At 68.1% G+C, this 22,579-nt stretch carries 20 protein-coding genes; 16 read left to right on the top strand and 4 right to left on the bottom strand.

Features of this window, described 5'->3' with window-relative positions; translation table 11 throughout:
- Positions 1-71: 71 nt before the first annotated feature.
- From argE to VAPA_RS01930, 10 genes are all read left to right on the top strand, one after another.
- The gene (gene argE / locus VAPA_RS01975) at positions 72-1,238 is read left to right on the top strand and encodes an acetylornithine deacetylase (protein ID WP_021005091.1); all 1,167 of its coding nucleotides are present in this window, start codon (positions 72-74) and stop codon (positions 1,236-1,238) included.
- Entirely contained in the window at positions 1,231-2,490 is a 1,260-nt protein-coding gene (locus tag VAPA_RS01970) for a DUF445 domain-containing protein (protein WP_230558947.1), read from the top strand. Before argE ends, VAPA_RS01970 begins: the two co-directional genes overlap by 8 nt.
- Positions 2,491-2,627: 137 nt before the next feature.
- Positions 2,628-4,280 (top strand): Vgb family protein, encoded by a 1,653-nt coding sequence (locus VAPA_RS01965; RefSeq protein WP_021005089.1) that lies wholly within the window; start codon positions 2,628-2,630, stop codon positions 4,278-4,280.
- A 134-nt stretch (positions 4,281-4,414) separates the two neighbouring features.
- On the top strand, positions 4,415-5,188 hold the full coding sequence (locus tag VAPA_RS01960) for an MHYT domain-containing protein (protein WP_021005088.1): 774 nt from the start codon (positions 4,415-4,417) through the stop codon (positions 5,186-5,188).
- A gap of 72 nt (positions 5,189-5,260) precedes the next feature.
- Complete coding sequence (locus tag VAPA_RS01955) at positions 5,261-6,883, top strand: acyl-CoA carboxylase subunit beta (RefSeq protein ID WP_021005087.1); 1,623 nt, start codon at positions 5,261-5,263, stop codon at positions 6,881-6,883.
- Positions 6,880-8,892, top strand: coding sequence for an acetyl/propionyl/methylcrotonyl-CoA carboxylase subunit alpha (locus VAPA_RS01950; protein ID WP_021005086.1), 2,013 nt, complete (start codon positions 6,880-6,882; stop codon positions 8,890-8,892). Before VAPA_RS01955 ends, VAPA_RS01950 begins: the two co-directional genes overlap by 4 nt.
- A 43-nt stretch (positions 8,893-8,935) precedes the next feature.
- Positions 8,936-9,850, top strand: coding sequence for an SDR family oxidoreductase (locus VAPA_RS01945; RefSeq protein WP_021005085.1), 915 nt, complete (start codon positions 8,936-8,938; stop codon positions 9,848-9,850).
- Between the two features lie 14 nt (positions 9,851-9,864).
- Positions 9,865-11,025 (top strand): acyl-CoA dehydrogenase family protein, encoded by a 1,161-nt coding sequence (locus tag VAPA_RS01940; RefSeq protein ID WP_021005084.1) that lies wholly within the window; start codon positions 9,865-9,867, stop codon positions 11,023-11,025.
- Between the two features lie 5 nt (positions 11,026-11,030).
- The gene (locus VAPA_RS01935; RefSeq protein WP_021005083.1) at positions 11,031-12,194 is read left to right on the top strand and encodes an acyl-CoA dehydrogenase family protein; all 1,164 of its coding nucleotides are present in this window, start codon (positions 11,031-11,033) and stop codon (positions 12,192-12,194) included.
- Positions 12,195-12,292: 98 nt separating this feature from the next.
- Complete coding sequence (locus tag VAPA_RS01930; RefSeq protein ID WP_021005082.1) at positions 12,293-13,045, top strand: slipin family protein; 753 nt, start codon at positions 12,293-12,295, stop codon at positions 13,043-13,045.
- A gap of 41 nt (positions 13,046-13,086) precedes the next feature.
- Here the strand turns inward: VAPA_RS01930 and VAPA_RS01925 are convergent, their stop codons facing one another.
- The gene (locus VAPA_RS01925) at positions 13,087-14,358 is read right to left on the bottom strand and encodes a DEAD/DEAH box helicase (RefSeq protein WP_021005081.1); all 1,272 of its coding nucleotides are present in this window, start codon (positions 14,356-14,358) and stop codon (positions 13,087-13,089) included.
- A gap of 59 nt (positions 14,359-14,417) precedes the next feature.
- On the opposite strand from VAPA_RS01925, the gene VAPA_RS01920 reads away from it, so the two are divergent.
- The 5 genes from VAPA_RS01920 to VAPA_RS01900 all read left to right on the top strand — a co-directional run bounded on the left by VAPA_RS01920 (position 14,418) and on the right by VAPA_RS01900 (position 17,834).
- Positions 14,418-14,792 (top strand): translation initiation factor Sui1, encoded by a 375-nt coding sequence (locus VAPA_RS01920; RefSeq protein WP_021005080.1) that lies wholly within the window; start codon positions 14,418-14,420, stop codon positions 14,790-14,792.
- A gap of 6 nt (positions 14,793-14,798) precedes the next feature.
- On the top strand, positions 14,799-15,032 hold the full coding sequence (locus tag VAPA_RS01915) for a DUF3820 family protein (RefSeq protein ID WP_021005079.1): 234 nt from the start codon (positions 14,799-14,801) through the stop codon (positions 15,030-15,032).
- Between the two features lie 180 nt (positions 15,033-15,212).
- Positions 15,213-15,626, top strand: a complete 414-nt coding sequence (locus VAPA_RS01910) for an RNA recognition motif domain-containing protein (RefSeq protein WP_021005078.1) — start codon at positions 15,213-15,215, stop codon at positions 15,624-15,626.
- A gap of 194 nt (positions 15,627-15,820) precedes the next feature.
- Positions 15,821-16,309, top strand: coding sequence for a tripartite tricarboxylate transporter TctB family protein (locus VAPA_RS01905; protein ID WP_021005077.1), 489 nt, complete (start codon positions 15,821-15,823; stop codon positions 16,307-16,309).
- Positions 16,310-16,322: 13 nt separating this feature from the next.
- Positions 16,323-17,834 carry a tripartite tricarboxylate transporter permease gene (locus tag VAPA_RS01900; protein ID WP_021005076.1) on the top strand — a complete coding sequence of 504 codons (1,512 nt, stop codon included), beginning with the start codon at positions 16,323-16,325 and terminating at the stop codon, positions 17,832-17,834.
- Between the two features lie 222 nt (positions 17,835-18,056).
- Here the strand turns inward: VAPA_RS01900 and chrA are convergent, their stop codons facing one another.
- Together chrA and VAPA_RS01890 are read right to left on the bottom strand one after the other, a co-directional pair.
- Entirely contained in the window at positions 18,057-19,403 is a 1,347-nt protein-coding gene (gene chrA / locus VAPA_RS01895; protein ID WP_021005075.1) for a chromate efflux transporter, read from the bottom strand.
- 22 nt (positions 19,404-19,425) lie between these two features.
- Positions 19,426-20,184, bottom strand: a complete 759-nt coding sequence (locus VAPA_RS01890) for a TSUP family transporter (RefSeq protein ID WP_021005074.1) — start codon at positions 20,182-20,184, stop codon at positions 19,426-19,428.
- A gap of 408 nt (positions 20,185-20,592) precedes the next feature.
- Between VAPA_RS01890 and VAPA_RS01885 the strand changes: the two genes are divergently transcribed.
- On the top strand, positions 20,593-20,892 hold the full coding sequence (locus tag VAPA_RS01885; protein ID WP_021005073.1) for a hypothetical protein: 300 nt from the start codon (positions 20,593-20,595) through the stop codon (positions 20,890-20,892).
- Positions 20,893-20,898: 6 nt separating this feature from the next.
- Here VAPA_RS01885 and VAPA_RS01880 read toward each other — a convergent pair whose 3' ends face one another.
- A complete protein-coding gene (locus VAPA_RS01880; protein ID WP_021005072.1) occupies positions 20,899-22,572 on the bottom strand; it encodes a thiamine pyrophosphate-binding protein in 1,674 nt (557 codons plus the stop codon).
- Between the last annotated feature and the right edge of the window lie 7 nt (positions 22,573-22,579).

The raw sequence follows: 22,579 nt of genomic DNA, 5'->3' as shown, positions 1-22,579 counted from the left end.
GGGTACCCGCTGTGCATGACAACCTGGGCGCCCGTCGGCGCGCGGCGCCGACTTCTTGGACAATGTGTTGCATGTCCCCTACGCTTTCCCCCCAAAGCCTCGCACTGGCCCAGACGCTGGTGCGCATGAACACCGTCAGCGCGAACAGCAACCTCCAGCTGATCGACCTTGCTCAAAGCCACCTGGCCGCCCTGGGCGTGAAGAGCCGCATCACCTACAACGCCGAGCGCACCAAGGCCAACCTGTTCGCCACCCTCGGTGAAGGCAAGCCGGCCGGCGTGATCGTCTCGGGGCACACCGACACGGTGCCGTGGGACGGGCAGGACTGGAGCGTCGACCCGCTTTCCGCCACGGTGCAGAACGAGCGTCTCTATGGCCGCGGCTCGGCCGACATGAAGAGCTTCATTGCCATCGCCTTGTCCAATGCCAGGCGTTTCCTCGAAAGCGACTCGCCCTTCGCCGTGCACTTCGCGTTCAGCTATGAAGAAGAGATCGGCTGCTTCGGCGTGAAGGAACTCATCGCCGACATGCGCGACGCCGGCATCAAGCCCCTCGCCTGCATCGTGGGCGAACCCACCAGCATGGTGCCGGCCATCGCGCACAAGGGCGTGTACCGCTACCGCTGCTGCGTGCGCGGCAAGGAGGCGCATTCGTCGCTCACGCCTAAATCCGTCAACGCCATCGAGATGGCTGCCCGCGTGGTCGGCAAGGTGCGCGACATGGCCGAAGGCTTCGAGCGCAGCGAACCGCGCTACGAAGGCTTCGACGTGCCCTTCAGCACCGCGAGCGTGGGCCAGTTCCATGGCGGCATTGCCGACAACGTGGTGCCGCGCGATGCCGAGTTCCGCTACGAATTCCGCGACCTGCCCACAGCCGATGCGAAGCGCATGCAGGCCGACGTGCGGGCCTACGCCGAGGGCCTCGAGCCCGCGATGAAGAAGGTGGCGCCCGATGCGGGCTTCAGCTTCGAGACCATCTGCGAGATCCCGAGCTTCCTCGGTGCGGCCACGGATCCGGTCACGCTGCTCGCGCAGCGCCTGGCGGGCGAGGACCGCACCACGCTGGTGGCCTTCGGCACCGAAGCGGGACTGTTCAAGAACGCCGGCATCCCCACCGTGGTGTGCGGCCCGGGCAGCATCGAGCAGGCGCACCAGCCCGACGAATTCGTGAGCCTCGAACAACTCGCGCGCTGCGAGCTGTTCATGGAGCGCCTCGCGACCTCGCACACCATTGGCTGAAGACCACGGCAGCGGCGCGCTGCAGCGGATGAAGCGCGTCGCGCTCGGCCTGCTGTGCGCGGCGGCCCTGCTCTATGCGCTGGCCAGCGCGCTGCATGCGCAGCATCCGGCCTGGGGCTACGTGGCCGCGTTCGCCGAAGCCGCGATGGTCGGCGCCATTGCCGACTGGTTCGCCGTGGTGGCCCTGTTCCGGCATCCGCTCGGCCTGCCGATTCCGCACACCGCGATCATCCCGAGCAACAAGGACCGCATCGGCGCCAAGCTGGCCGGCTTCATCTGCAACAACTTCCTGAGCACCGCGCAGGTGCTCGCCAAGCTGCGGCAGTTCGACGCGGCCGGGCGCATCGCCGACTGGCTGGCACGGCCCGCCAGCGGCCAGAAGCTCGGCGAATGGGGCGTGGCGGCCGCGCGCTACGGGCTCTCGGCATTCGACGACGAGCGCGTGCGCGGCTTCATGGGACGCGCCGCCGCGGCGGGCCTCGAGAAGATCGATCTCTCGCGACTGATGGGCCAGGCGCTGGATGCGCTCACGGCCGGCGGGCGCCACCAGGCACTGCTCGACGACGTGCTGCAGCAGGTGGCCGGCCTGCTCGAAGGCGAGGAAGTGCAGGCGCACATCACGGAAGCCATTGCGCGCGAGATCAAGACGCTGCGATACGTGGGCCTGGACCAGGTGGCGGCCAAGCTCGCCACGCGCAAGATCGTGGCGGCCGTGGCGCGCACCATCGCCGAACTCGCGGCCGAGCCCGACCATCCGATGCGCCGGCGCTTCGACCATTTCGTCGACGACTTCGTGGTGCGGCTCAAGCTCGACCCCGAATTCCAGCAGCGCGGCGAGCAGATCCGCGCCGAACTGATGGCGCATCCCGCGCTCGGCGACTACCTGCACGGCATCTGGGGCGAGCTGCTGGCCTGGCTGCATGACGATCTCGGCCGGGGCGACTCCACGATCCGCCGGCGCATCGCATCGATGGCGGGCGCGCTCGGCACGCGGCTGCAGGCCGACGAGGCGATCCGCCGCTGGATCAACGAGCAGATCGAAGCGGCCGCGCCGCTGGCCATCGAGCGCTACCGCGAGGACATCCGCCGCTACATCGAAGAGCGCGTCGGGGAATGGAACGCCAGCGAGATGACCGACGAGCTGGAGCGCCACATCGGTCGCGACCTGCAGTTCATCCGCATCAACGGCACGCTGGTGGGCGGGCTGGTCGGCCTCTCGATCCACACGGTGACGCAGCTTCTTCGTGGATGAGCCTCCGCTGAAGGGCGGGTAATCCGCAGCGAACGAAAGTCCGCATGTCCCGGGAGAGACTGCGCCATCTCCCCTGCCTGCTTCTAGACTGCCTGCACGTCGCAAGACAGGACGCATCCACGAGAAGGAGAGAAGACATGCCCCGCCGCCCGCTGCGCGCCGCCGCACTCATCGCCATCCTCGCCCTGCTGGGCGCCTGCGGCACCATCGCACCGCCGCCACCGCCCACCCGGCCCGCCTCGTGGTCCGAGCCCGAAGCACTGGTCGCGCCGTCCTCGTTCGCCGGCGTCCACGGCCTGGCCATCGACCAGAAGGGCCGCCTGCTCGCGGGCTCGGTGCTCGGCAACACGCTGTGGGAGGTCGACCGCAGCACCGGCGCGGCCAAGGTCCTGGTCGACGCGCCCGAAGGCCAGGCCGACGACATCGCGGTCGGCCCCAAGGGCGAGCTGGCATGGACCAACTACCTCATGGGCATGCTGCGCTACCGCGAGAGCGACGGCGCGCCGATGCGCGTGCTCGCCAAGGATCTGCCCGGCCTCAACTCGCTGGACTTCGACCGCAGCAGCGGCAAGCTCTACGCCTCGCAGGTGTTCCTGGGCGACGCGCTCTGGGAAATCGACCGCACGGGCCAGAAGCCGCCGCGGCTCATCAAGAAGGACATGGGCGGCTTCAACGGCTTCGAGGTCGGCCCCGACGGCATGCTCTACGGGCCGCTGTGGTTCAAGGGCCAGGTGGTGAAGATAGCTCCCGCCGACGGCGCCATGACCGTGATCGCCGACGGTTTCAAGATCCCGGCCGCCGCCAACCTCGACGGCAAGGGCAACCTCTGGGTGGTCGATGCGCGCAGCGGCGAGCTGGTCAAGGTGGACCTCGCCACGGGCCGCAAGACCGTCGCCAGGCAATTGCGTCCGTCGCTCGACAACCTGGCCATCGCCCCCGACGGCACGATCTACGTGTCGAACATGGCCAACAACGAAGTGCAGGCCTTCGACCCCGCCACCGGCGCGCTGCGCGCGCTCACCAGCGGCAAGCTCGCGGCGCCGGCGGGGCTCAAGATCGAGGGCCACACGCTCTGGGTGGCCGATGTGTTCGGCTTCCGGCAGGTGGATGTGCGCTCGGGCGAGGTGCGCGACGTGTTCCGCATGCAGCGCGACCCCGAACTCGACTATCCGTTCGCGGTCGGCCTCTCGGGCACGCGCTTCGCGCTGGCCTCGTGGTTCACCGGCACCGTGCAGCTGGTGGATCGCCAGACGCTCAGGACCGTCGAAACCATCCACGGGCTGAAGGCGCCGTTCGACGCCATTCCCATGGCCGACGGCAGCGTGATCTATGCCGAGATCGCCACCGGCAGCATCACCCGTGCACGGGGCCCGCATTTTGCAGAGAAGCAAGTGCTCGCCAGCGGGCTGGGCGGCCCGGTGCAGATGATCGTCGGCCAGGACGGCGCGCTCTACGTCACCGAAGCCGCCGGCAAGCTGACCCGCATTCCGCTCGACGCCAGCGCCCCGCTGCGCGCGATTGCCGAAGGCCTGGCGCTGCCCGAAGGCGTGGCGCAGACACCCTGGGGCAGCTTCATCGTGGCCGAAAGCGCGGCGCGCCGGCTGGTGGAGATCGATCCGCTCAACGGTTCGCGCCGTACGGTGGCGGAAAACCTGCCGATCGGGATGGCCGCGGGACCGGGCCTGCCGCCGCCTTACGTGGTGACGGGGGTCGCGGTGGGCGGCGATGGGAGCATCTACATGTCGGCCGACAGGAACAACGCGATCTATCGAATCCGTCCAAAAAATTGAAACGGCGGCAAGGCATGAAGAAGTGATTTACTTTTAAAAACAACTATTACAAACTCCTGGGCGGACGACTCGTTACACATTTGGCCGCCCGACCGGCGGCGGCGAGTCGTTCTTTTTTCAGGAGAAGAAAAGACATGACACCTCTCGTCGTAGGCCAACTGCTGTCACCCGAGTATTCGCTCGGGCTGGTGGCGCTCTCGTTCCTCATCTCGTTCGCGGGCTCCCTGGTGGCACTGATCTGCGCGGGGCGCATGGTCGGCGCCGACGGCAAACCCAACCTCGCGGTCGTCGCCTGCGCCGCCGTGGCGCTGGGCGGCATCGGCATCTGGTCGATGCACTTCATCGGCATGCTGGCCTATCGCCTGCCGGTGGGCATTTCGTACAACGTGCCGCTGACGGTCGTTTCCCTGGTGGCGGCCATCCTGATCTCGGGCATTGCGCTCTACATGGCGGGCGGCCGACGCAGGTTCAGCCGGGCCGGCTGGCTGGCCGGAAGCCTGCTCGCGGGGCTGGGCGTGTGCGTGATGCACTACATGGGCATGTTCGCGATGAACATGCGCGCCTCGATGGACTTCGACCCCACCATGGTGGCGCTGTCGGTGGCCATTGCCATCACCGCGGCCGGCGCGGCCCTGTGGCTGGCCTTCAACCTGCGCCGGCTGAGCCACCAGATCGCCGCGGCGGCCGTGATGGGCGTGGCCGTCTGCACCATGCACTACGTGGGCATGAGCGCGGCCAGCATGATCTGCATCGCGGCCGCCCCCACCGACGCGCTGGCCATCGGCGGCAGCTACATGGGCCTGTCGGTGTTCGGCACGGCCGGCGCGGTGCTGATCTTCATCTACTGGGTGATCACGGGCACCAGCCTGGACGCGCCAGCGGTTTCGCGCCGGGCCCGCACCAGCTAATTGGCGCAAGCCGGGCGCGCGCCGGCGCCCTAGAGTCAATGCAGAGCGAAAGCGATCTGCATTGACTCCTCCATGCCCGTCATCGAATCCCGGCTGAACGCGGCCAGCGAATCCTTCCAGGCCCATCGCGCCGGCATGCTGGCCTTGCTCGGGCAGGTGCGCGCGCACGAGGCCCGCGCGGCGGCGGCTTCGAACGCCTCGGCCGAGCGCTTTGCCCGGCGCGGCCAATTGCTGCCGCGCGAACGGCTCGCGCTGCTGCTGGACACCGGCGCCCCCTTTCTGCCGCTGGCCTCGCTCGCAGGGCTGGGACACGACAACGAAGACCTCGGCCGGAGCGTGCCCGGCGGCGGCGTGATCGCGGGCATCGGCCGGGTCTCGGGTGTGCGCTGCATGGTCAGCGCCTCCGACTCGGGCATCGACGCCGGCGCGCTGCAGCCCATGGGGCTGGACAAGCAGCTGCGCGTGCAGGAAATCGCGCTCGAGAACAAGCTGCCCTACGTCCAGCTGGTGGAAAGCGCGGGCGCCAATCTCATGCAATACCGGGTGCAGGACTTCGTGCGCGGCGGCGGCATCTTCCGCAACCTGGCACGGCTTTCCGCCGCCGGCCTGCCCGTGGTGACGGTGACGCACGGCTCATCGACCGCGGGCGGCGCCTACCAGACTGGCCTTTCAGACTACATCGTGATGGTGCGCGACCGCACCCGCGCCTTCCTGGCCGGCCCGCCGCTGCTCAAGGCGGCCACCGGCGAAATCGCCACCGAAGAGGAACTGGGCGGTGCCGTGATGCACACCCACATTTCAGGCCTCGGCGACTACCTGGCCGAGGGCGACCGCGACGCCATCCGCATCGCGCGCTCGATCCTCGGCGGCATCGACTGGGCGCGCGACGAGGCGCCGCGCCGGTTCGCGCCGCCGCTCTACGCGGCCGAGGAACTGCTCGGCATCATGCCGAGCGACGGCCGGCGGCCGGTGGACATGCGCGAGGTGATCGCGCGCATTGCCGACGGCTCCGAGTTCCTCGAATTCAGCGCGCACTACGGCAGCGCCACGGTGTGCGGGCAGATGCGGCTCGAAGGCCATGCGGTGGGCATCGTCACCAACAACGGGCCCATCGACTCCGACGGCGCCACCAAGGCCACGCACTTCATCCAGGCCTGCTGCCAGTCGCGCACGCCCATCGTGTATCTGCAGAACATCACCGGCTACATGGTGGGCCGCGCGCACGAGGAGGCCGGCATCATCAAGCACGGCGCCAAGATGATCCAGGCCGTGACCAGCGCCACGGTGCCGCAGGTCACGCTGCATTGCGGCGCCTCCTATGGTGCGGGCAACTACGGCATGTGCGGCCGCGGCTTCGCGCCGCGCTTCTGCTTCTCGTGGCCCAACGCGCGCACCGCGGTGATGGGCGGCGAGCAGGCGGCGCAGACCATGGCCATCGTGATGGAGGCCGGCATGGCGCGAAAGAACGGGGGCAAGGATGCGGTCGACCACGCGAAGATCGACGCCATGCGCCAGCAGATCCTCGAGCGCTTCGAGCGGCAGACGAGCGTGTTCACCACCAGTGCGATGCTGCTCGACGACGGCGTGATCGACCCGCGCGACACGCGCGCGGTGCTGGCCGAAGTGCTTTCGGTGTGCCGCGATGCCGATGCGCGTGTGCCGCAGGCGATGCAGTTCTCGGTGGCGCGGCCATGAGCGCAGCGCCGGGCCGCCCCAAGCAAGCTCGCGCCGCAGCGCGAAGCGCGGAGGCTTCCCGATGTTTCCACAAGATCCTCGTCGCCAACCGCGGCGAGATCGCGGTGCGCGTGATGCGCACCGCGCGCGCCTTGGGCTATCGCACGGTGGCCGTGTATTCGAGCGCCGACGCCGATGCGGAGCATGTGCGGCAGGCCGACCAGGCCGTGTGGATCGGCGAGCCGCTGCCTGCGCAAAGCTATCTGAACATCGTCGCCATCGTCGAAGCCGCGCGTTCGAGCGGCGCCGAAGCGGTCCATCCGGGCTACGGCTTCCTGGCAGAGAACGCCGAGTTCGCGCAGGCCTGCCGCGATGCGAGGCTGGTCTTCATCGGCCCTTCGCCTGAAGCCATTCGCGCCATGGGCGACAAGGCGGGCGCGAAGCGGCTGATGCAGGCGGCCGGCGTGCCCTGCATTCCCGGCTACCAGGGTGAAGACCAGAGCGCGGCCACGCTCGCTGCCGAAGCCGCGCGCATCGGCTGGCCCGTGATGATCAAGGCGACCGCCGGCGGCGGCGGGCGCGGCATGCGGCTCGCGCCTTCGGCCGATGCCTTTGCCGAACTGCTGCAGAGCGCGCAGTCCGAGGCGCTCCATGCCTTCGGCGACGCGACGGTGATCCTGGAGCGCGCCATCGCCGCGCCGCGCCACATCGAGATCCAGGTGTTCGCCGACCGGCACGGCAACGCCATCCACCTTGGCGAGCGCGACTGCTCGGTGCAGCGCCGGCATCAGAAGCTGATCGAGGAAACGCCCTCCCCCGCCGTCTCCGGGGCATTGCGCGAGCGCATGGGCGCGACGGCGGTGGCGGCGGCCGAGGCCATCGGCTACGAAGGCGCGGGCACGCTCGAATTCCTGCTCGATGCGAAGGGAGAGTACTGGTTCATGGAAATGAACACCCGGCTGCAGGTGGAGCATCCGGTGACCGAAGCCGTGACGGGACTCGACCTGGTCGAGCTGCAGCTGCGCATTGCGGCGGGCGAGCCGCTGCCTCTTGCACAGCAGGACGTGCGCATGAGCGGCCATGCCATCGAAGTGCGGCTGTGTGCAGAAGTTCCGCAGCAGGGCTTCGTGCCGCAAAGCGGCACGCTGGCCGCGTGGCGCCCCTCGGCCGCCCTGCGCATCGAACACGCGCTGCGAGACGGCGCCGCGGTGCCGCCCTTCTACGATTCGATGATCGCCAAGCTGGTGGCCCACGGCCGCACGCGCGAAGAAGCGAGACGCCGGCTGATCGCGGGGCTGCAGGACACGGTGGCATTGGGCCTTGCGACCAACCAGCGCTTCCTTCAGCGCGCGCTGTCGCATCCGGCGTTTGCCGGCGGTTCGGCCACGACGGCGTTCATTGCCGAACACGCCGAGGCATTGCTTGCGCCCGATCCCGCCATGGAGCGCCGCGCCGCATGGCTGGCGGCGCTGCTGCTGCAGCTGGGCGAACGCGGATGGCCCTCGCCGCTCGCGCATACGCTGCCCAACGCCTTGCGCTTTTCGCTCGACGGCATGGTGCATGCGGCGCGCGTGACGCCGCAGGGTGCGGGCCGTTTCGATGTCGCCCTCGATGCAGCGGCACCGGCCCGGATCGAACTTCTTTCGCTGGCCGGCGATGGCGCCTTGTGCTTCTCGTGCGATGGCGTCTCGGAGCAGGCCATGGCGGTGCGCGAATCCGCCGTTCGCCAGTGGATCCATTTCCGCGGCCAGGCCTTCGAATTCCAGGACCTCACGCATGTCGCGGTGCCGCGCACCGGCGCCGCGGGTGGCGACGGCCTGCTGCGCGCCTCGATGAACGGCCGCGTCGTCGCGCTGCTCGTGGCGGAAGGCGACGCCGTCGCCGCCGGCCAGCCGATCGCCACGCTCGAGGCGATGAAGATGGAACATGTGCACTGTGCACCGCGCGCCGGCCGTGTCGCCGCGTTGCATGTGACGGTGGGCGCGCAGGTGGCCGCGCGCCATGTGGTGGCCGAGATTGCCGACGCATGACGGCGCACACTGCGCCTTTGAAGTCTTTCCGGAAGCCTGACGCATGAATGCCTCTTCCCGTTATCGCTCCGTGTTCTCGCCCGGCCTGTTCGCCGGGCAGGTGATCGTCGTCACAGGCGGCGGCTCGGGCATCGGCCGCTGCACGGCACACGAACTCGCATCGCTGGGCGCGCAGGTGGTGCTGGTCGGCCGCAAGGCCGAAAAGCTGCAGCAGGTGCAGGCCGAGATCGCGGGCGCCGGTGGCAAGGCCAGCATCCAGGCCTTCGACATCCGGCAGGAAGAAGCCGTGCGCGCTGCCATCGCCGACATCGTTGCAACGCACGGCCGCATCGACGGTCTCGTCAACAACGCGGGCGGCCAGTACATCACGCCGCTCGCCGCCATCTCGGCCAAGGGCTGGGAGGCGGTGATCCACACCAATCTCACAGGCGGCTTCCTGGTCGCGCGCGAATGCTTCGTGCAGAGCATGCAGGCCAGGGGCGGCGCCATCGTCAACATCGTGGCCGACATGTGGGGCTCGATGCCCCACATGGGCCACAGCGGTGCCGCGCGCGCGGGCATGGTGAGCTTCACCGAGACCGCCGCCCTCGAATGGGCCGCAAGCGGCGTGCGCGTGAACGCCGTGGCACCGGGCTACATCGCGTCGAGCGGCATGGACCACTACCCGACCGAGGCCGGCGACATGCTGCGCGCTATGCGCGACACCGTGCCCGCGGGCCGCTTCGGCAACGAGGCAGAGACCTCCGCCGCCATCGCCTTCCTGCTGAGCCCGGCGGCGAGCTTCATCAGCGGCAGCGTGCTGCGCGTGGACGGCGCGCGGCCGCAGGTGCGCATGGGCTGGCCGATGGCACTGCCCGATGCACAGGTGCGGCAGCGCACCGCCGTGCGGCCTTTCGACGGCTTTCACCTGGCGCGGACGCCGCGCGTGTTCCAGGACGGCGGCGAACCGAACGATTGATTGGAGACAACCGCATGCAGTACACCCACGAGCACCTCGAGATCCAGAAGACGCTGCGCCGCTTCATCGACGACGAAATCAATCCGCACGTGGACGAATGGGAAGAGGCCGAGATCTTTCCCGCGCACGAGGTCTTCAGGAAGCTCGGCAGCCTGGGCATGCTGGGCCTCAACAAGCCCGAGGCCTTCGGCGGCGCCGGGCTCGACTATTCGTATGCCATGGCCATGGCCGAAGCGCTGGGCCACGTGAGCTGCGGCGGCGTGCCCATGGCCATCGGCGTGCAGACCGACATGTGCACGCCCGCGCTCGCGCGTTTCGGCAGCGACGAGCTGCGCCGCGAGTTCCTGGCGCCCGCCATCGCAGGCGACACGGTCGGCTGCATCGGCGTGAGCGAGCCCGGCGCGGGCAGCGACGTGGCGGGCCTCAAGAGCCATGCGCGCAAAGACGGCGGCGACTACCTCATCAGCGGCCAGAAGATGTGGATCACCAACAGCCTGCAGGCCGACTGGATGTGCATGCTGGTCAACACCGGCGATGGACCGGTGCACCGCAACAAGTCGCTCGTGATGGTGCCGATGGACAGCCCCGGCATCGAGAAGGCGAAGAAGATCCGCAAGATCGGCATGCACTCGAGTGATACCGGCCTGATCTATTTCGACAACGTGCGCGTGCCGCAGCGCTACCGCATCGGCGAGGAAGGCCAGGGCTTCGTCTACCAGATGCAGCAGTTCCAGGAAGAGCGCCTGTGGGCCGCCGCGAGCTCTCTCGAACCGATGGAGGACTGCATCGCGCAGACCATCGAATGGGCGCAGCAGCGCCAGATGTTCGGCGCCACGCTGGCCGACCAGCAGTGGGTGCAGTTCAAGCTGGCCGAACTGAAGACCGAGGTGGAAGCGCTGCGCGCCCTCGCCTACCGCGCCTGCGAGCTGCACGTGCAGGGCCAGGACGTGCTCGAACTGGCCTCGATGGCCAAGCTCAAGACCGGCCGCCTCACGCGGCAAGTCGCCGACACCTGCCTGCAGTTCTGGGGCGGCATGGGCTTCACGCTCGAGAACCGCGTCTCGCGGCTGTACCGCGACGGGCGGCTCGGCTCCATCGGCGGCGGCGCCGACGAAGTGATGCTGGGCATCCTCGCCAAGACCATGGGCATCGCCAAGCGGCCGCCGCGCGGCTGAAGCGCATGGACGCCGAACTTCGAGCCGACCGCGCGGCGCTCGCCGACACGGTGCGGCGCTTTGCCGAAAGCGAGATCGCGCCGCATGTGCAGGCCTGGGATGACCTGGGCGAATTTCCCCGCGCGCTCTATACGCGCGCGGCAGAGTTGGGCCTGCTCGGCCTCGGCTACCCCGAGGCATTGGGCGGCACGCCGGCCTCGCATGCGCTCAAGCTCCCGGCATGGATCGCGCTCGCGCGCCATGGCAGGAGCGGCGGCGTGCTCGCGAGCCTGTTCTCGCACAACATCGGCCTGCCACCGGTGGTGCTGCATGCGAGCGACGCGGTGCGCAGCGAAGTCGTGCCGCCCGTGCTGCGCGGCGAGAAGATCGCCGCGCTTGCCATCACCGAGCCCGGCGGCGGCTCCGACGTGGCGGCACTGCGCACCACGGCAAGGCGCGACGGCGAGCACTACGTGGTGAACGGCGAAAAGACCTTCATCACCTCGGGCATGCGCGCCGACTGGATCACGGTGGCGGTGCGCACGGGCGAGGAGCGCGGTGCCGGAGGCATCTCGATGCTGCTGGTACCGGGCGATGCGGCCGGCCTCACGCGCACGCGGCTCGCCAAGATGGGCTGGTGGTGCTCCGACACCGCACAGCTTCACTTCGACAACGTGCGCGTGCCCGCGCGCTACCTGCTCGGCGAAGAAGGCGCGGGTTTCCGCATGGTCATGGGCAATTTCAACGGCGAACGCATCGGCCTGGCTGCGGGCGCGCTCGGCTTCGCGCAGGCCTGCCTCGACGAGGCACTGGCATGGTCGCGCGAGCGCAAGACCTTCGGCGCCGCACTCATCGAACACCAGGCGGTGCGCCACAAGCTGGTGGACATGCAGATGCGCATCGCCTCCACCGAGGCGTGGCTCGAGGCCGTGTCCGCAGAAGGCGATGCACACGAGGCGGCCGGCCGTTTCAACGCACCCGAATGGGTCGCTCAGGTCTGCATGCTCAAGAACCACGCCACGCAGACCATGCAGTTCTGCGCCGACCAGGCGGTGCAGATCCTGGGCGGCATGGGCTTCATGCGCGGGACGGTGAGCGAGCGCATCTACCGCGAGGTGAAGGTGATGATGATCGGCGGCGGCGCCGAGGAGATCATGAAGGAGCTGGCGGCCCGGCAGATGGGCTGGTAACCCCGGCGCTGCGCGCGTTATTCGGCCCCGGCGCGGAACGCCCGCGCGCACCGAAGGTCCAACAGCCCAGCGCTGTCGCTGGGTCGCGGGAGACCACCATGTTCACTTTCGGCATCGGCACCGTCTTGCTTGTCTTGCTGGGGGTGCTGCTTTTTTCAGCAATCTGGATCTTTCGCGAATACGAGCGCGGCATCGTGTTCACCCTGGGTCGCTTCTCCAGGGTCGCGGGGCCCGGGCTGGTGATCGTGATTCCCGCCATCCAGCAGGTCGTGCGGGTCGATCTGCGCACCGTGGTGCTCGAGGTTCCGACCCAGGACGTGATCTCGCGCGACAACGTGTCGGTGAAGGTCAGCGCGGTGGTCTACTTTCGCATCGTCGATGCGGAAAAGGCCATCATCGAAGTCAAGGATTTCTTCAACGCGACCAGTCAGCTGGCGCAGACCACGCTGCGCTCGGTGCTGGGCAAGCATCAACTGGACGACATGCTCGCCGAGCGGGAAAAGCTCAACCTGGATGTGCGCGAGTCGCTCGACGTGCAGACGGCTTCGTGGGGCATCAAGGTCTCCAACGTGGAGATCAAGCAGATCGATCTCACCGAATCGATGATCCGCGCCATCGCGCGGCAGGCCGAGGCGGAGCGTGAGCGGCGTGCCAAGGTGATCCATGCCGAAGGCGAGCTGCAGGCCTCCGAGAAGCTGTTCCAGGCCGCGCGCGTGCTGGCGCAGGAGCCGCAGGCGATCCAGCTGCGCTACCTGGAAACGCTGACGGTGATCGGCGCGGACAAGAACACCACCATCATCTTCCCGCTGCCGGTGGACCTGCTCGCGAGCTTCCTGCACAAGCCCGCGTAGCGCGCATCCGATGAACTGCGCGCCGGGCTGAATGGCGCCGGTCAGTCGTTCTTTTCGCCCGCATCGTGTTGCGCGGCAGCGAGCGCGGCCGCCGCGCGCAGCTTGTCCTTCTTGCTCGGCCGCTTGCCCTTGATGCCGCCGGTGCCCGAGGCATCGACCATTGGCACAGGCGCCTCCGTCGGCTCGAAGCCTTCGATGCGCTCGCGCGGCAGGTGGAGGCCCTGGCGCTTCTCGATCAGGCGAAAGTGCGCCTCGGTGGCCGCGCTCACGAAGCTGATCGCCAGCCCGCTTTCGCCCGCGCGGCCCGTGCGGCCGATGCGGTGGATGTAGTCGGTGGGTGAGCGCGGCAGGTCGTAGTTGATCACCACGGGCAGCTGCGCAATGTCGATGCCCCGCGCGGCGAGGTCGGTCGCAATCACCACGTCCCAGCGGCTCTCCTTGAACTGCGCGAGGATGCCGGTGCGCGTGCCCTGTGCGATGTCGCCGTGGAAGGGCACCGCATAGACGCCGTTCTTGTAGAGCTTCTCGGCCACGGTCTGCGCCGCATGCTGCGTGGCGACGAAGACCAGCACGCGGTCCCAATCGTTTTCCTTCAGCAGATGGCGCAGCAGCTGGGTGCGGCGGTTCGCGTCGACCTCGATCACGCGCTGCACGATGGCGGGCTCGGTGCCGGGCTCGCCCTGCACGTCGATGACTGCGGGGTCGCGCAGCGTGCCGTCGGCCAGCGCCTGGATGGCGGGCGGGAAGGTGGCCGAGAACAGCAGGTTCTGGCGCTGCGCCGGCAGCAGCGCGAGGATGCGGCCCAGCTCCTCGGCAAAGCCGAGGTCGAACAGGCGGTCGGCCTCGTCGAGCACGAGCATGGACACGGCGCCGAGCTTCAGCGCGTTGTGGTCCACCAGGTCGAGCAGGCGGCCCGGCGTGGCCACCACGATGTCGGCGCCGCCGCGCAGGCTCATCATCTGCGGGTTGATCGACACGCCGCCGAAGGCGATCGCGATCTTGAGCCGCTCGGGCAGGTGCTGCGCCAGGCTGCGCATGGTCTCGCCGACCTGGGCCGCGAGTTCGCGCGTGGGCACGAGCACCAGCGCGCGCACGCGCCGCGGCGCCTGTGCGGGTTCTGCGGCCAGCCGCTGCAGCAGCGGGAGGGAAAATGCGGCCGTCTTGCCGGAACCGGTCTGCGCCGAGCCCCGCACGTCGCGGCCTTGCAGAATGGCGGGAATGGCCGCAGCCTGGATGGCGGTCGGCGCGGCATAGCCGCTTTCGGCGGCGGCCTGCACGAGCGCGGGGGCCAGGCCCAGTGAGTCGAATGGCATGTGAGCAGACAGAGGGATGAACCGGGAGACAGGGAAGAAGTGAAGAAGAGATCGATCGAATGGCAACGATGAAATGCAATCAGGTCAGCGCCCTGGTGTACTCCACCGAGGCGGGCGGCCGCATGTGCCCCGATTGCCGCGCGCCCATGGCGCAGTGCCGCTGCAAGGAAACCAGCGCGCGCATTCCGGCCACCGACGGCATTGTGCGTGTATCCCACGAGACCAAGGGCCGCAAAGGCAAGGGCGTGACCGTGGTCAAGGGCCTGGCGCTCGATGCGGCGGCGCTCGCGGCCCTGGGCAAGCAGCTCAAGACGGCCTGCGGCTCGGGCGGCACGGTGAAGGACGGCATCATCGAGATCCAGGGCGACCACCGAGGGCCGGTGATCGCCGCGCTCTCGAAGCAAGGCCACACCGTCAAGCGCGCAGGAGGCTGAATTTCAATGAAACCCGAAGACCTGCAGCGCCTCGTCACGCTCGAAATGCCCTTCGGCAAGCACAAGGGCACGCTGATTGCCGATTTGCCCGGAAATTATCTGAATTGGTTCGCACGCGAGGGTTTTCCCGCGGGCGAAATTGGCCGGCTGCTCCATTTGATGCATGAAATAGACCACAACGGGCTCTCCGGCCTGCTGCAACCGTTGCGAAACCGCCCGTCAGGGCGTGATGTTTCGTAATAAGCACGGATTTCGACACGCTTTTCCCGGATCGGATTGATAATCCGGCCTACGTGTCTGTGAGCTTGCTCCCGTGCACGTAATTCGGTGATCGGTCAGTTTCGCGCCACAGCGCATTTGTTTGTTGTGATTCTGGGACTCCATCGCTTTGTCTTGTTGGTTTGAATTAGGAGTCCCTCAATGGGCAAGAAACTCTACGTAGGCAACCTCGCCTACTCCGTGCGTGACAACGACCTGGAACAGGCTTTCGGCGAGTTCGGCTCGATCGTCAGCGCCAAGGTCATGATGGAACGCGACACCGGTCGCTCCAAGGGCTTTGGTTTCGTGGAAATGGGCACCGACGCTGAAGCGCTGGCAGCCGTTGAAGCCATGAACGGCCATTCGCTCCAGGGCCGCGCCCTGACCGTGAACGAAGCACGTCCGATGGAAGCTCGTCCCCCCCGTACCGGTGGTGGCGGCGGCTACGGCGGCGGCGCTGGTGGTGGCGGCTACGGCGGTGGTGGTGGTGGCGGCGGCTACGGTGGTGGCGGCGGTGGCCGCAGCGGTGGTGGCGGTGGCTACGGCGGCGGCGGCGGTGGTCGCGGCGGCTACTAAGCCCTCCCCCCGAGACCTCGCTCTCAAGTAAAAAAGCTCCTTCGGGAGCTTTTTTCGTTTCCGCCTTCTCCCTTCGCCCGCTTGCGCAAGGCTCGCGGGAGAACCCTTGTACGCATTTGTCCTTACCGGGCCGGTCAGCCAACGGTCAGCCGTGGGCGACGACCCTCACCTGTCCAATCAAGAGGGTCGAGACAATGCGTATCAAGAGTCAGGCTGACTTCTTTTCAGGAGTCATGTTCACAGCCGTGGGCGGTGCTTTCGCCATAGGCGCCACCACCTACAACATCGGCGACGGTGCCCGCATGGGCCCCGGCTACTTCCCGCTCATGCTGGGCATCCTGCTGGCCATCCTGGGAGCGTTCATCATGTTCCAGGCGATGGTGGTCGAAACCGCCGGCGGCGACAAGATCGGCAAATGGGCCTGGAAGCCGCTGGCCTTCGTGCTCGGCGCCAACCTGGCGTTCGGCGTGCTGCTTGGCGGCCTGCCGAGCATCGGCCTGCCCGCCATGGGGATGATCGTCGCGATCTACGCGCTCACCATCATCTCGAGCATGGCCGGCCAGCATTTCAAGCTGCGCGACGTGCTGGTGCTGTCCACCATCCTGGCGGCCGGCAGCTACGTGGCCTTCATCTGGGCGCTCAAGCTCCAGATCCAGGTCTGGCCTACCTTCATTTCGGGTTGAGGAGCACACCGCCATGGAACTGTTCCACAACCTCGCGACCGGCTTCGGCGTCGCCTTCACTTTCACCAACCTGCTGTACTGCCTGGTCGGCTGCATCCTGGGCACGCTGATCGGCGTGCTGCCGGGCATCGGCCCGGTCGCGACCATCGCGATGCTGCTGCCCGCCACCTACGCGCTGCCGCCCGTGTCGGCGCTGATCATGCTGGCCGGCATCTATTACGGCGCGCAGTACGGCGGCTCGACCACCGCGATCCTGGTGAACCTGCCGGGCGAATCGTCCTCGGTGGTCACCTGCATCGACGGCTACCAGATGGCAAGGCAGGGCCGCGCAGGCCCCGCGCTCGCTGCCGCGGGGCTGGGTTCGTTCTTTGCCGGCTGCGTGGGCACGCTGATCCTGGCCGCCTTCGCACCGCCGCTGACCGAGCTGGCCTTCAAGTTCGGCCCGGCCGAGTACTTCTCGCTGATGACCCTGGGCCTGATCGGCGCGGTGGTGCTGGCTTCGGGCTCGCTGCTCAAGGCGGTGGCCATGATCGTGCTGGGCCTCTTGCTCGGCATCGTGGGCACCGACGTCAATTCGGGCGTGGCGCGCTTCAGCTTCGACATTCCCGAACTCACCGACGGCATCGGCTTCGTGGTGATTGCCATGGGCGTGTTCGGCTACGGCGAAATCATCGGCAACCTCTCGCAGCCCGACGACGAGCGCGAGGTGTTCACGCACAAGGTCAAGGGCCTGTGGCCCACCAAGGATGACTTCAAGCGCATGACACCCGCGGTGCTGCGCGGCACGGCGCTGGGTTCGGCGCTCGGCATCCTGCCCGGCGGCGGCGCGCTGCTGGCGGCCTTCGCGGCCTACGCACTGGAGAAGAAGATCAAGATGCGCCCCGGCGAAGTGCCGTTCGGCAAGGGCAACATCCGCGGCGTGGCATCGCCCGAGTCGGCCAACAACGCCGGCGCACAGACCTCCTTCATCCCGCTGCTGACGCTGGGCATTCCGCCCAACGCGGTGATGGCGCTGATGGTGGGCGCGATGACCATCCACAACATCCAGCCCGGCCCGCAGGTGATGACCAGCAACCCCGAACTGTTCTGGGGCCTGATCGCCTCGATGTGGATCGGCAACGCGATGCTGATCGTGCTGAACCTGCCGCTGATCGGCATGTGGATCAAGCTGCTGACGGTGCCCTACAAGTTCCTGTTCCCGGCGATCGTGCTGTTCTGCGCGATCGGCGTGTACTCCACGAACAACAACACCTTCGACGTGTGGATGGTCGCGATCTTCGGCTTCATCGGCTACCTGTTCCTGAAGCTCAGGACCGAGCCTGCGCCGCTGCTGCTGGGCTTCATCCTCGGGCCGATGATGGAAGAAAACCTGCGGCGCGCGCTGCTGCTGTCGCGCGGCGCCTGGAGCGTGTTCGTCACGCGGCCGCTGTCGGCGGGCCTGCTGGTGGCCGCGGCGCTGCTGCTGGGCATCGTGCTGCTGCCGTCGATCAAGGCCAAGCGCGAAGAAGCCTTCGTCGAGGAATGACCCACCCCCGTCCCTCGCTCACTTCGTGTCGCTCGACTCCCCCTCAAGGGGGCAACACCAGCGGCCCGGCAAAGCCGGTTCCGCGGTGGCACTTGGCTCGCCCCCAGTCTTCGCGCACTTCGTGTCGCTTCGCCAACCCCCTACCGGGGGCAACACCAGCGGCCCGGCAAAGCCGGTTCCGCGGTGTTCCTGGAATGTCCCGCTCCCGTCTCGCGTTCCAGGCTAACGCACAAGCAGTTGCCAAGCCATGCCGGCCAGCGCGGAGCCGAGCACCACCGGGATCACGCCGGCCTTGAAGCGGAAGAGCGCGATGGCCGCGATGGCGCCGATGAGGGCGGAGGGGATCTCGAAGCGGCCGGACAAGCCTGCGGGCCAGAGCACGTGGTAAGCGAAGAAGACCGCCAGGTTGACGATCACGCCGACCACGGCCGCGGTGATGGCGGTGAGCGGCGCGGTGAATTTCAGGTTGCCGTGGGTCGACTCGATGAAGGGTCCGCCCAGCAGGATGAACAGGAACGACGGCAGGAAGGTGAAGAAGGTCACCACCGCCGCCGCCGCTGCACCCGCCGCGAACAGCGCCTGCGGACCGAACAGCGCCTGGCCCCAGCCGCCGACGAAGCCCACGAACGAAACCACCATGATCAACGGCCCGGGCGTGGTTTCTCCGAGCGCCAGCCCGTCGATCATCTGCGTGGCGCTGAGCCAGTGGTAGTGGTCGACCGCGCCCTGGAACACATAAGGCAGCACCGCATAGGCGCCGCCGAAGGTCAACAGCGCCGCCTTGGTGAAGAACCAGCCCATCTGCGCGAGCGCGCCGTTCCATCCATACAGAGCGGCCAGCGTGCCGAGGGCGCCAAGCCATAGCAGGAGAAACACCGCCAGCACGCGCGCGAAACGGCCCCAGCCGAAGCGGGCGTGCGCCGGCGTCGGGGTGTCGTCGTCGATCAGCGCCGGCCCGGCCGATGCCGCGGCGGCGCCGTGGCCGCCGCCCGGCGCGAAATACGCCGGCGCGAACCGGCTGCCGAAGTAGCCGATGGCCCCGGCGGACAGCACGATCAGCGGGAACGGCAGGCGCAGCGCGAAGATCGCCACGAAGGCCGCCACGGCAATGGCCCAGAGCCATGCGTTCTTGAGCACCCGCGAGCCGATGCGCCAGGCGGCGAACAGCACGATGGCCGTCACCGCAGGCTTCACGCCGTAGAGCAGGCCCGCCACGGCCGGCACCTGGCCGTAGGCCATGTAGGCCCACGACAGGCCAATCAGGATGAAGAGCGACGGCAGCACGAAGAGCACGCCTGCCGCAATGCCGCCCCAGGTGCGGTGCATGAGCCAGCCGATGTAGGTGGCCAGCTGCTGCGCTTCGGGGCCGGGCAGCAGCATGCAGTAGTTCAGCGCGTGCAGGAAGCGCTTCTCCGAGATCCAGCGCCGGCGCTCGACCAGTTCCTGGTGCATCAGCGCGATCTGCCCGGCCGGGCCGCCGAAGCTGATGAAGCCGAGCTTGAGCCAGTAGGCGAAGGCCTGCCAGAAGCTGACGGGGGCGGGAGGTTCGACAGGCTCAGGTGGCCGCATGCAGGAGGACTTTCGGGTTTCGCTATTTCAGGAATGCGTCATAGGCGGTCTTCAGGATCAGCGCGCTCACCACGACGATGAACACCACCCGCACGAAACCGGCCCCGTGCTTCAGCGCAACACGCGTGCCCAGCAGGCTGCCGGCCACGTTGGCCACCGCCATCACCAGCCCATAGTGCCACCAGACGTGCCCCTTGAGCGCGAGCAGCAGCAGGGCCGCGGCATTGGTGAGCGTGTTGATGATCTTGGCCGAGGCCGACGCGTTCAGGAAGTCGTAGCCCATCCAGCGCACGAACAGGAAGACCAGGAAGCTGCCCGCGCCGGGGCCGAAGAAGCCGTCGTAGAACCCGATCGAGAGCCCGATGGCGCAGGCCGCCAGCGTTTCGGCCCGGCCGCTGAAGCGCGGGACATGGTTGCGGCCCAGATCCTTGCGCGCCAGCGTGTAGAGCAGCACGCCCAGCAGCACGACGGGCAGTGCGCGGCGCAAAAAGTCGCCCGGGAACACGGTCACGCCCCAGGCGCCCAGCATCGAGCCCATGAAGCCGAGCAGCGCGGCCGGCCACAGGGCGCCCCAGCGCATCTGGACCCGCTGGCTGAACTGGGCCGCGGCAGCCGCCGTGCCCCAAATAGACGCGCTTTTGTTGGTGCCCAGCAACGTGGCCGGCGGCGCGCCCGGAAAGACGGCAAAGAGCGCCGGCACGAGGATCAGCCCTCCTCCGCCCACGATCGAATCGACAAAGCCCGCGAGCAGCGAGGCACCCGTGACCACCAGCATTTCCATGGCGGGATTGTCGCACCCGGATTGCTATCAAAAAAGGAGCTTCAACCAGAAGCGGGACAGGCGCAAGAGTCCTCTTCGGCCAGAGGAAAATGCCTCGATGGGCGGGCTGCGGCGGGCAAAAAAAAGGCGCCGACCAGCGGCGCCTTTTCAAGTTCAGCACGGCTTCTCGATCGGAAGCCTTGAAGAATTTTTGTTGTAGACCGAATTTGTCTCCTCGGACCCTCGGCAGTACGAGCTGGGCCCGTTCGCGAGTGGGCAGACTTTAGGCGGTGCACCGCCCCAGTGCATTGGGAATTACCCGCTTTGCCTTACCTCCAAGGGCCTGTTCGCAAACCAAAGTGTTTCGGACCGTTAACGGCATGGCATGACTTGTGCACGCTAACGCTTGATCCATCCATGGAGACCGTCATGTCCATGTCCGAAAGCGAACGCATCGCCCTGGCCGCGCGCCTGCACGTGGCCCTCAGGCGAAAGCACGGGCGCGTGACCGACACCGAATGGATGGCCACCAATGCGGAGTACGCCGCGGAGATCGTGCGCATGACGCGCGCGCACGCCGTCGAGACCAAGGACGAGGATCTGTACCTGCTCGCCACCCGCCTGGAGCAGGCCATGGAGCCGCTGGCGCGCGCCGCACGGCTGGCGGCGCGTACGCCCGACGGCAATTCGCCGAACCCGCTGCCGCGCTATGCGGACGGGCTGCGCTGATCTTCTTCAGCCAGCAGCGAGAGCGGCCTTGCGGATCGACTGGAGCGTGCTGCCCGGCGTGATGGCTTCCGGATCGAGCAGGCAATGCAGGATCGCGGGCTTGCCGCTCGCGCGGGCACGCGCCAGCGCGGGGCCGAACTCCGCGGTGCTGGCCACGCGCTCGCCGTGGCCGCCGAACACCTCGGCATAGCCGCGGAAGTCGGGATTCCTGAGCTGCGTGGCGCTCACGCGGCCCGGGTAGTGCTTTTCCTGGTGCATGCGGATGGTGCCGTACATGGCGTTGTCGAGCAGCACCACGAGGATCGGCAGGCCGTACTGCACCGCGGTGGCGAACTCCTGCCCGTGCATCATGAAATCGCCGTCGCCCGCAAACACCACCACCTCGCGCTGCGGCCACAGCCGCTTGGCGCCCACGCCGGCCGGCAGGCCGTAGCCCATCGATCCGCTGGTGGGCGCCAGCTGGCTCGCAAACGCGCGGAACGGCCAGAACCGGTGCACCCAGGTCGCGAAGTTGCCCGCGCCGTTGCAAAAGATGGTGTCGGCCGGCAGCACCTCGCGCAGGTGCTGCATGACCTCGCCCATCTGCAGCGGGCCGGGAATGCGGATGGGGGCCGGATCGCTCCAGCGCAGGAAGTCTTCGCGCGCGGCCTTCGTCTCGGCCTGCCAGACGGGCGGCGAGGCTGGGCGCAGCGCGGACACGGCTTCGGCGAAAGCCTGCGGCGTGGCGTGGATGCCCTGCGTCGGACGGTAGAGCTTGCCGAGTTCGTCGGCATCGGCGTGCACATGCACCAGCGCCTGCTTCGGCTGCGGGATGGCGAGCAGTTCATAGCCCTGCGACGGCACTTCCGACAGGCGCCCGCCCACCAACAGCACCAGGTCGGCGTTGCGGATGCGCTCGAGCATGCGCGGATTCGCGCCCAGGCCCAGGTCGCCCGCGTAGCAAGGATGCTCGGCCGACAGCAGCATCTGGCGGCGGAACGAGCAGTACACCGGCAGCGAGAACGCCTCGGCGAAAGCCGCGAACTGCTGCGTGGCAGCCTCGGACCAGCGGCTGCCGCCCAGGATGACCACGGGACGCTCGGCCTGCGACAGGCGCTGCTGCAGTTCGGCGATCTGCGCCGCGCCCGGATGGGTCTCGACCACCGCACAGGGCTGCGCATCGGCCACCGTGGCGGCTTCGGTCAGCATGTCTTCGGGCAGCGCGATCACCACCGGACCCGGCCGGCCCGAGGTGGCGACGTGGAAGGCCCGCGAGACCAGCTCGGGCACGCGCGCCGGATCGTCGATCTGCACCACCCACTTGGCCATGGTGCCAAACACCGCGCCATAGTCCAGTTCCTGGAAGGCTTCGCGGCCCAGCGCCTCGCGCGCGACCTGGCCCACGAACAGCAGCAGCGGCGTCGAATCCTGGTGCGCAATGTGCACGCCGGCCGCCGCATTGGTGGCACCCGGGCCGCGCGTGACGAAGCAGACACCGGGCTTGCCGGTGAGCTTGCCCTGCGCCTCCGCCATCATCGTGGCGCCGCCTTCCTGGCGGCACACGGTCACGTCGATGGATGCGTCATGCAGCGCGTCGAGCACGGCCAGAAAGCTTTCACCGGGCACGCAGAAGAGCTGCTTGACGCCATGGGTGATGAGCTGGTCGACCAGGATCTGGCCGCCGGTGCGGGAAGAAGTCATGCTGTGT

It is taken from the genome of Variovorax paradoxus B4, from assembly GCF_000463015.1.
Taxonomy (GTDB): Bacteria; Pseudomonadota; Gammaproteobacteria; order Burkholderiales; family Burkholderiaceae_C; genus Variovorax; species Variovorax paradoxus_E.
This window is presented reverse-complemented; position numbering and strand designations above follow the sequence as displayed.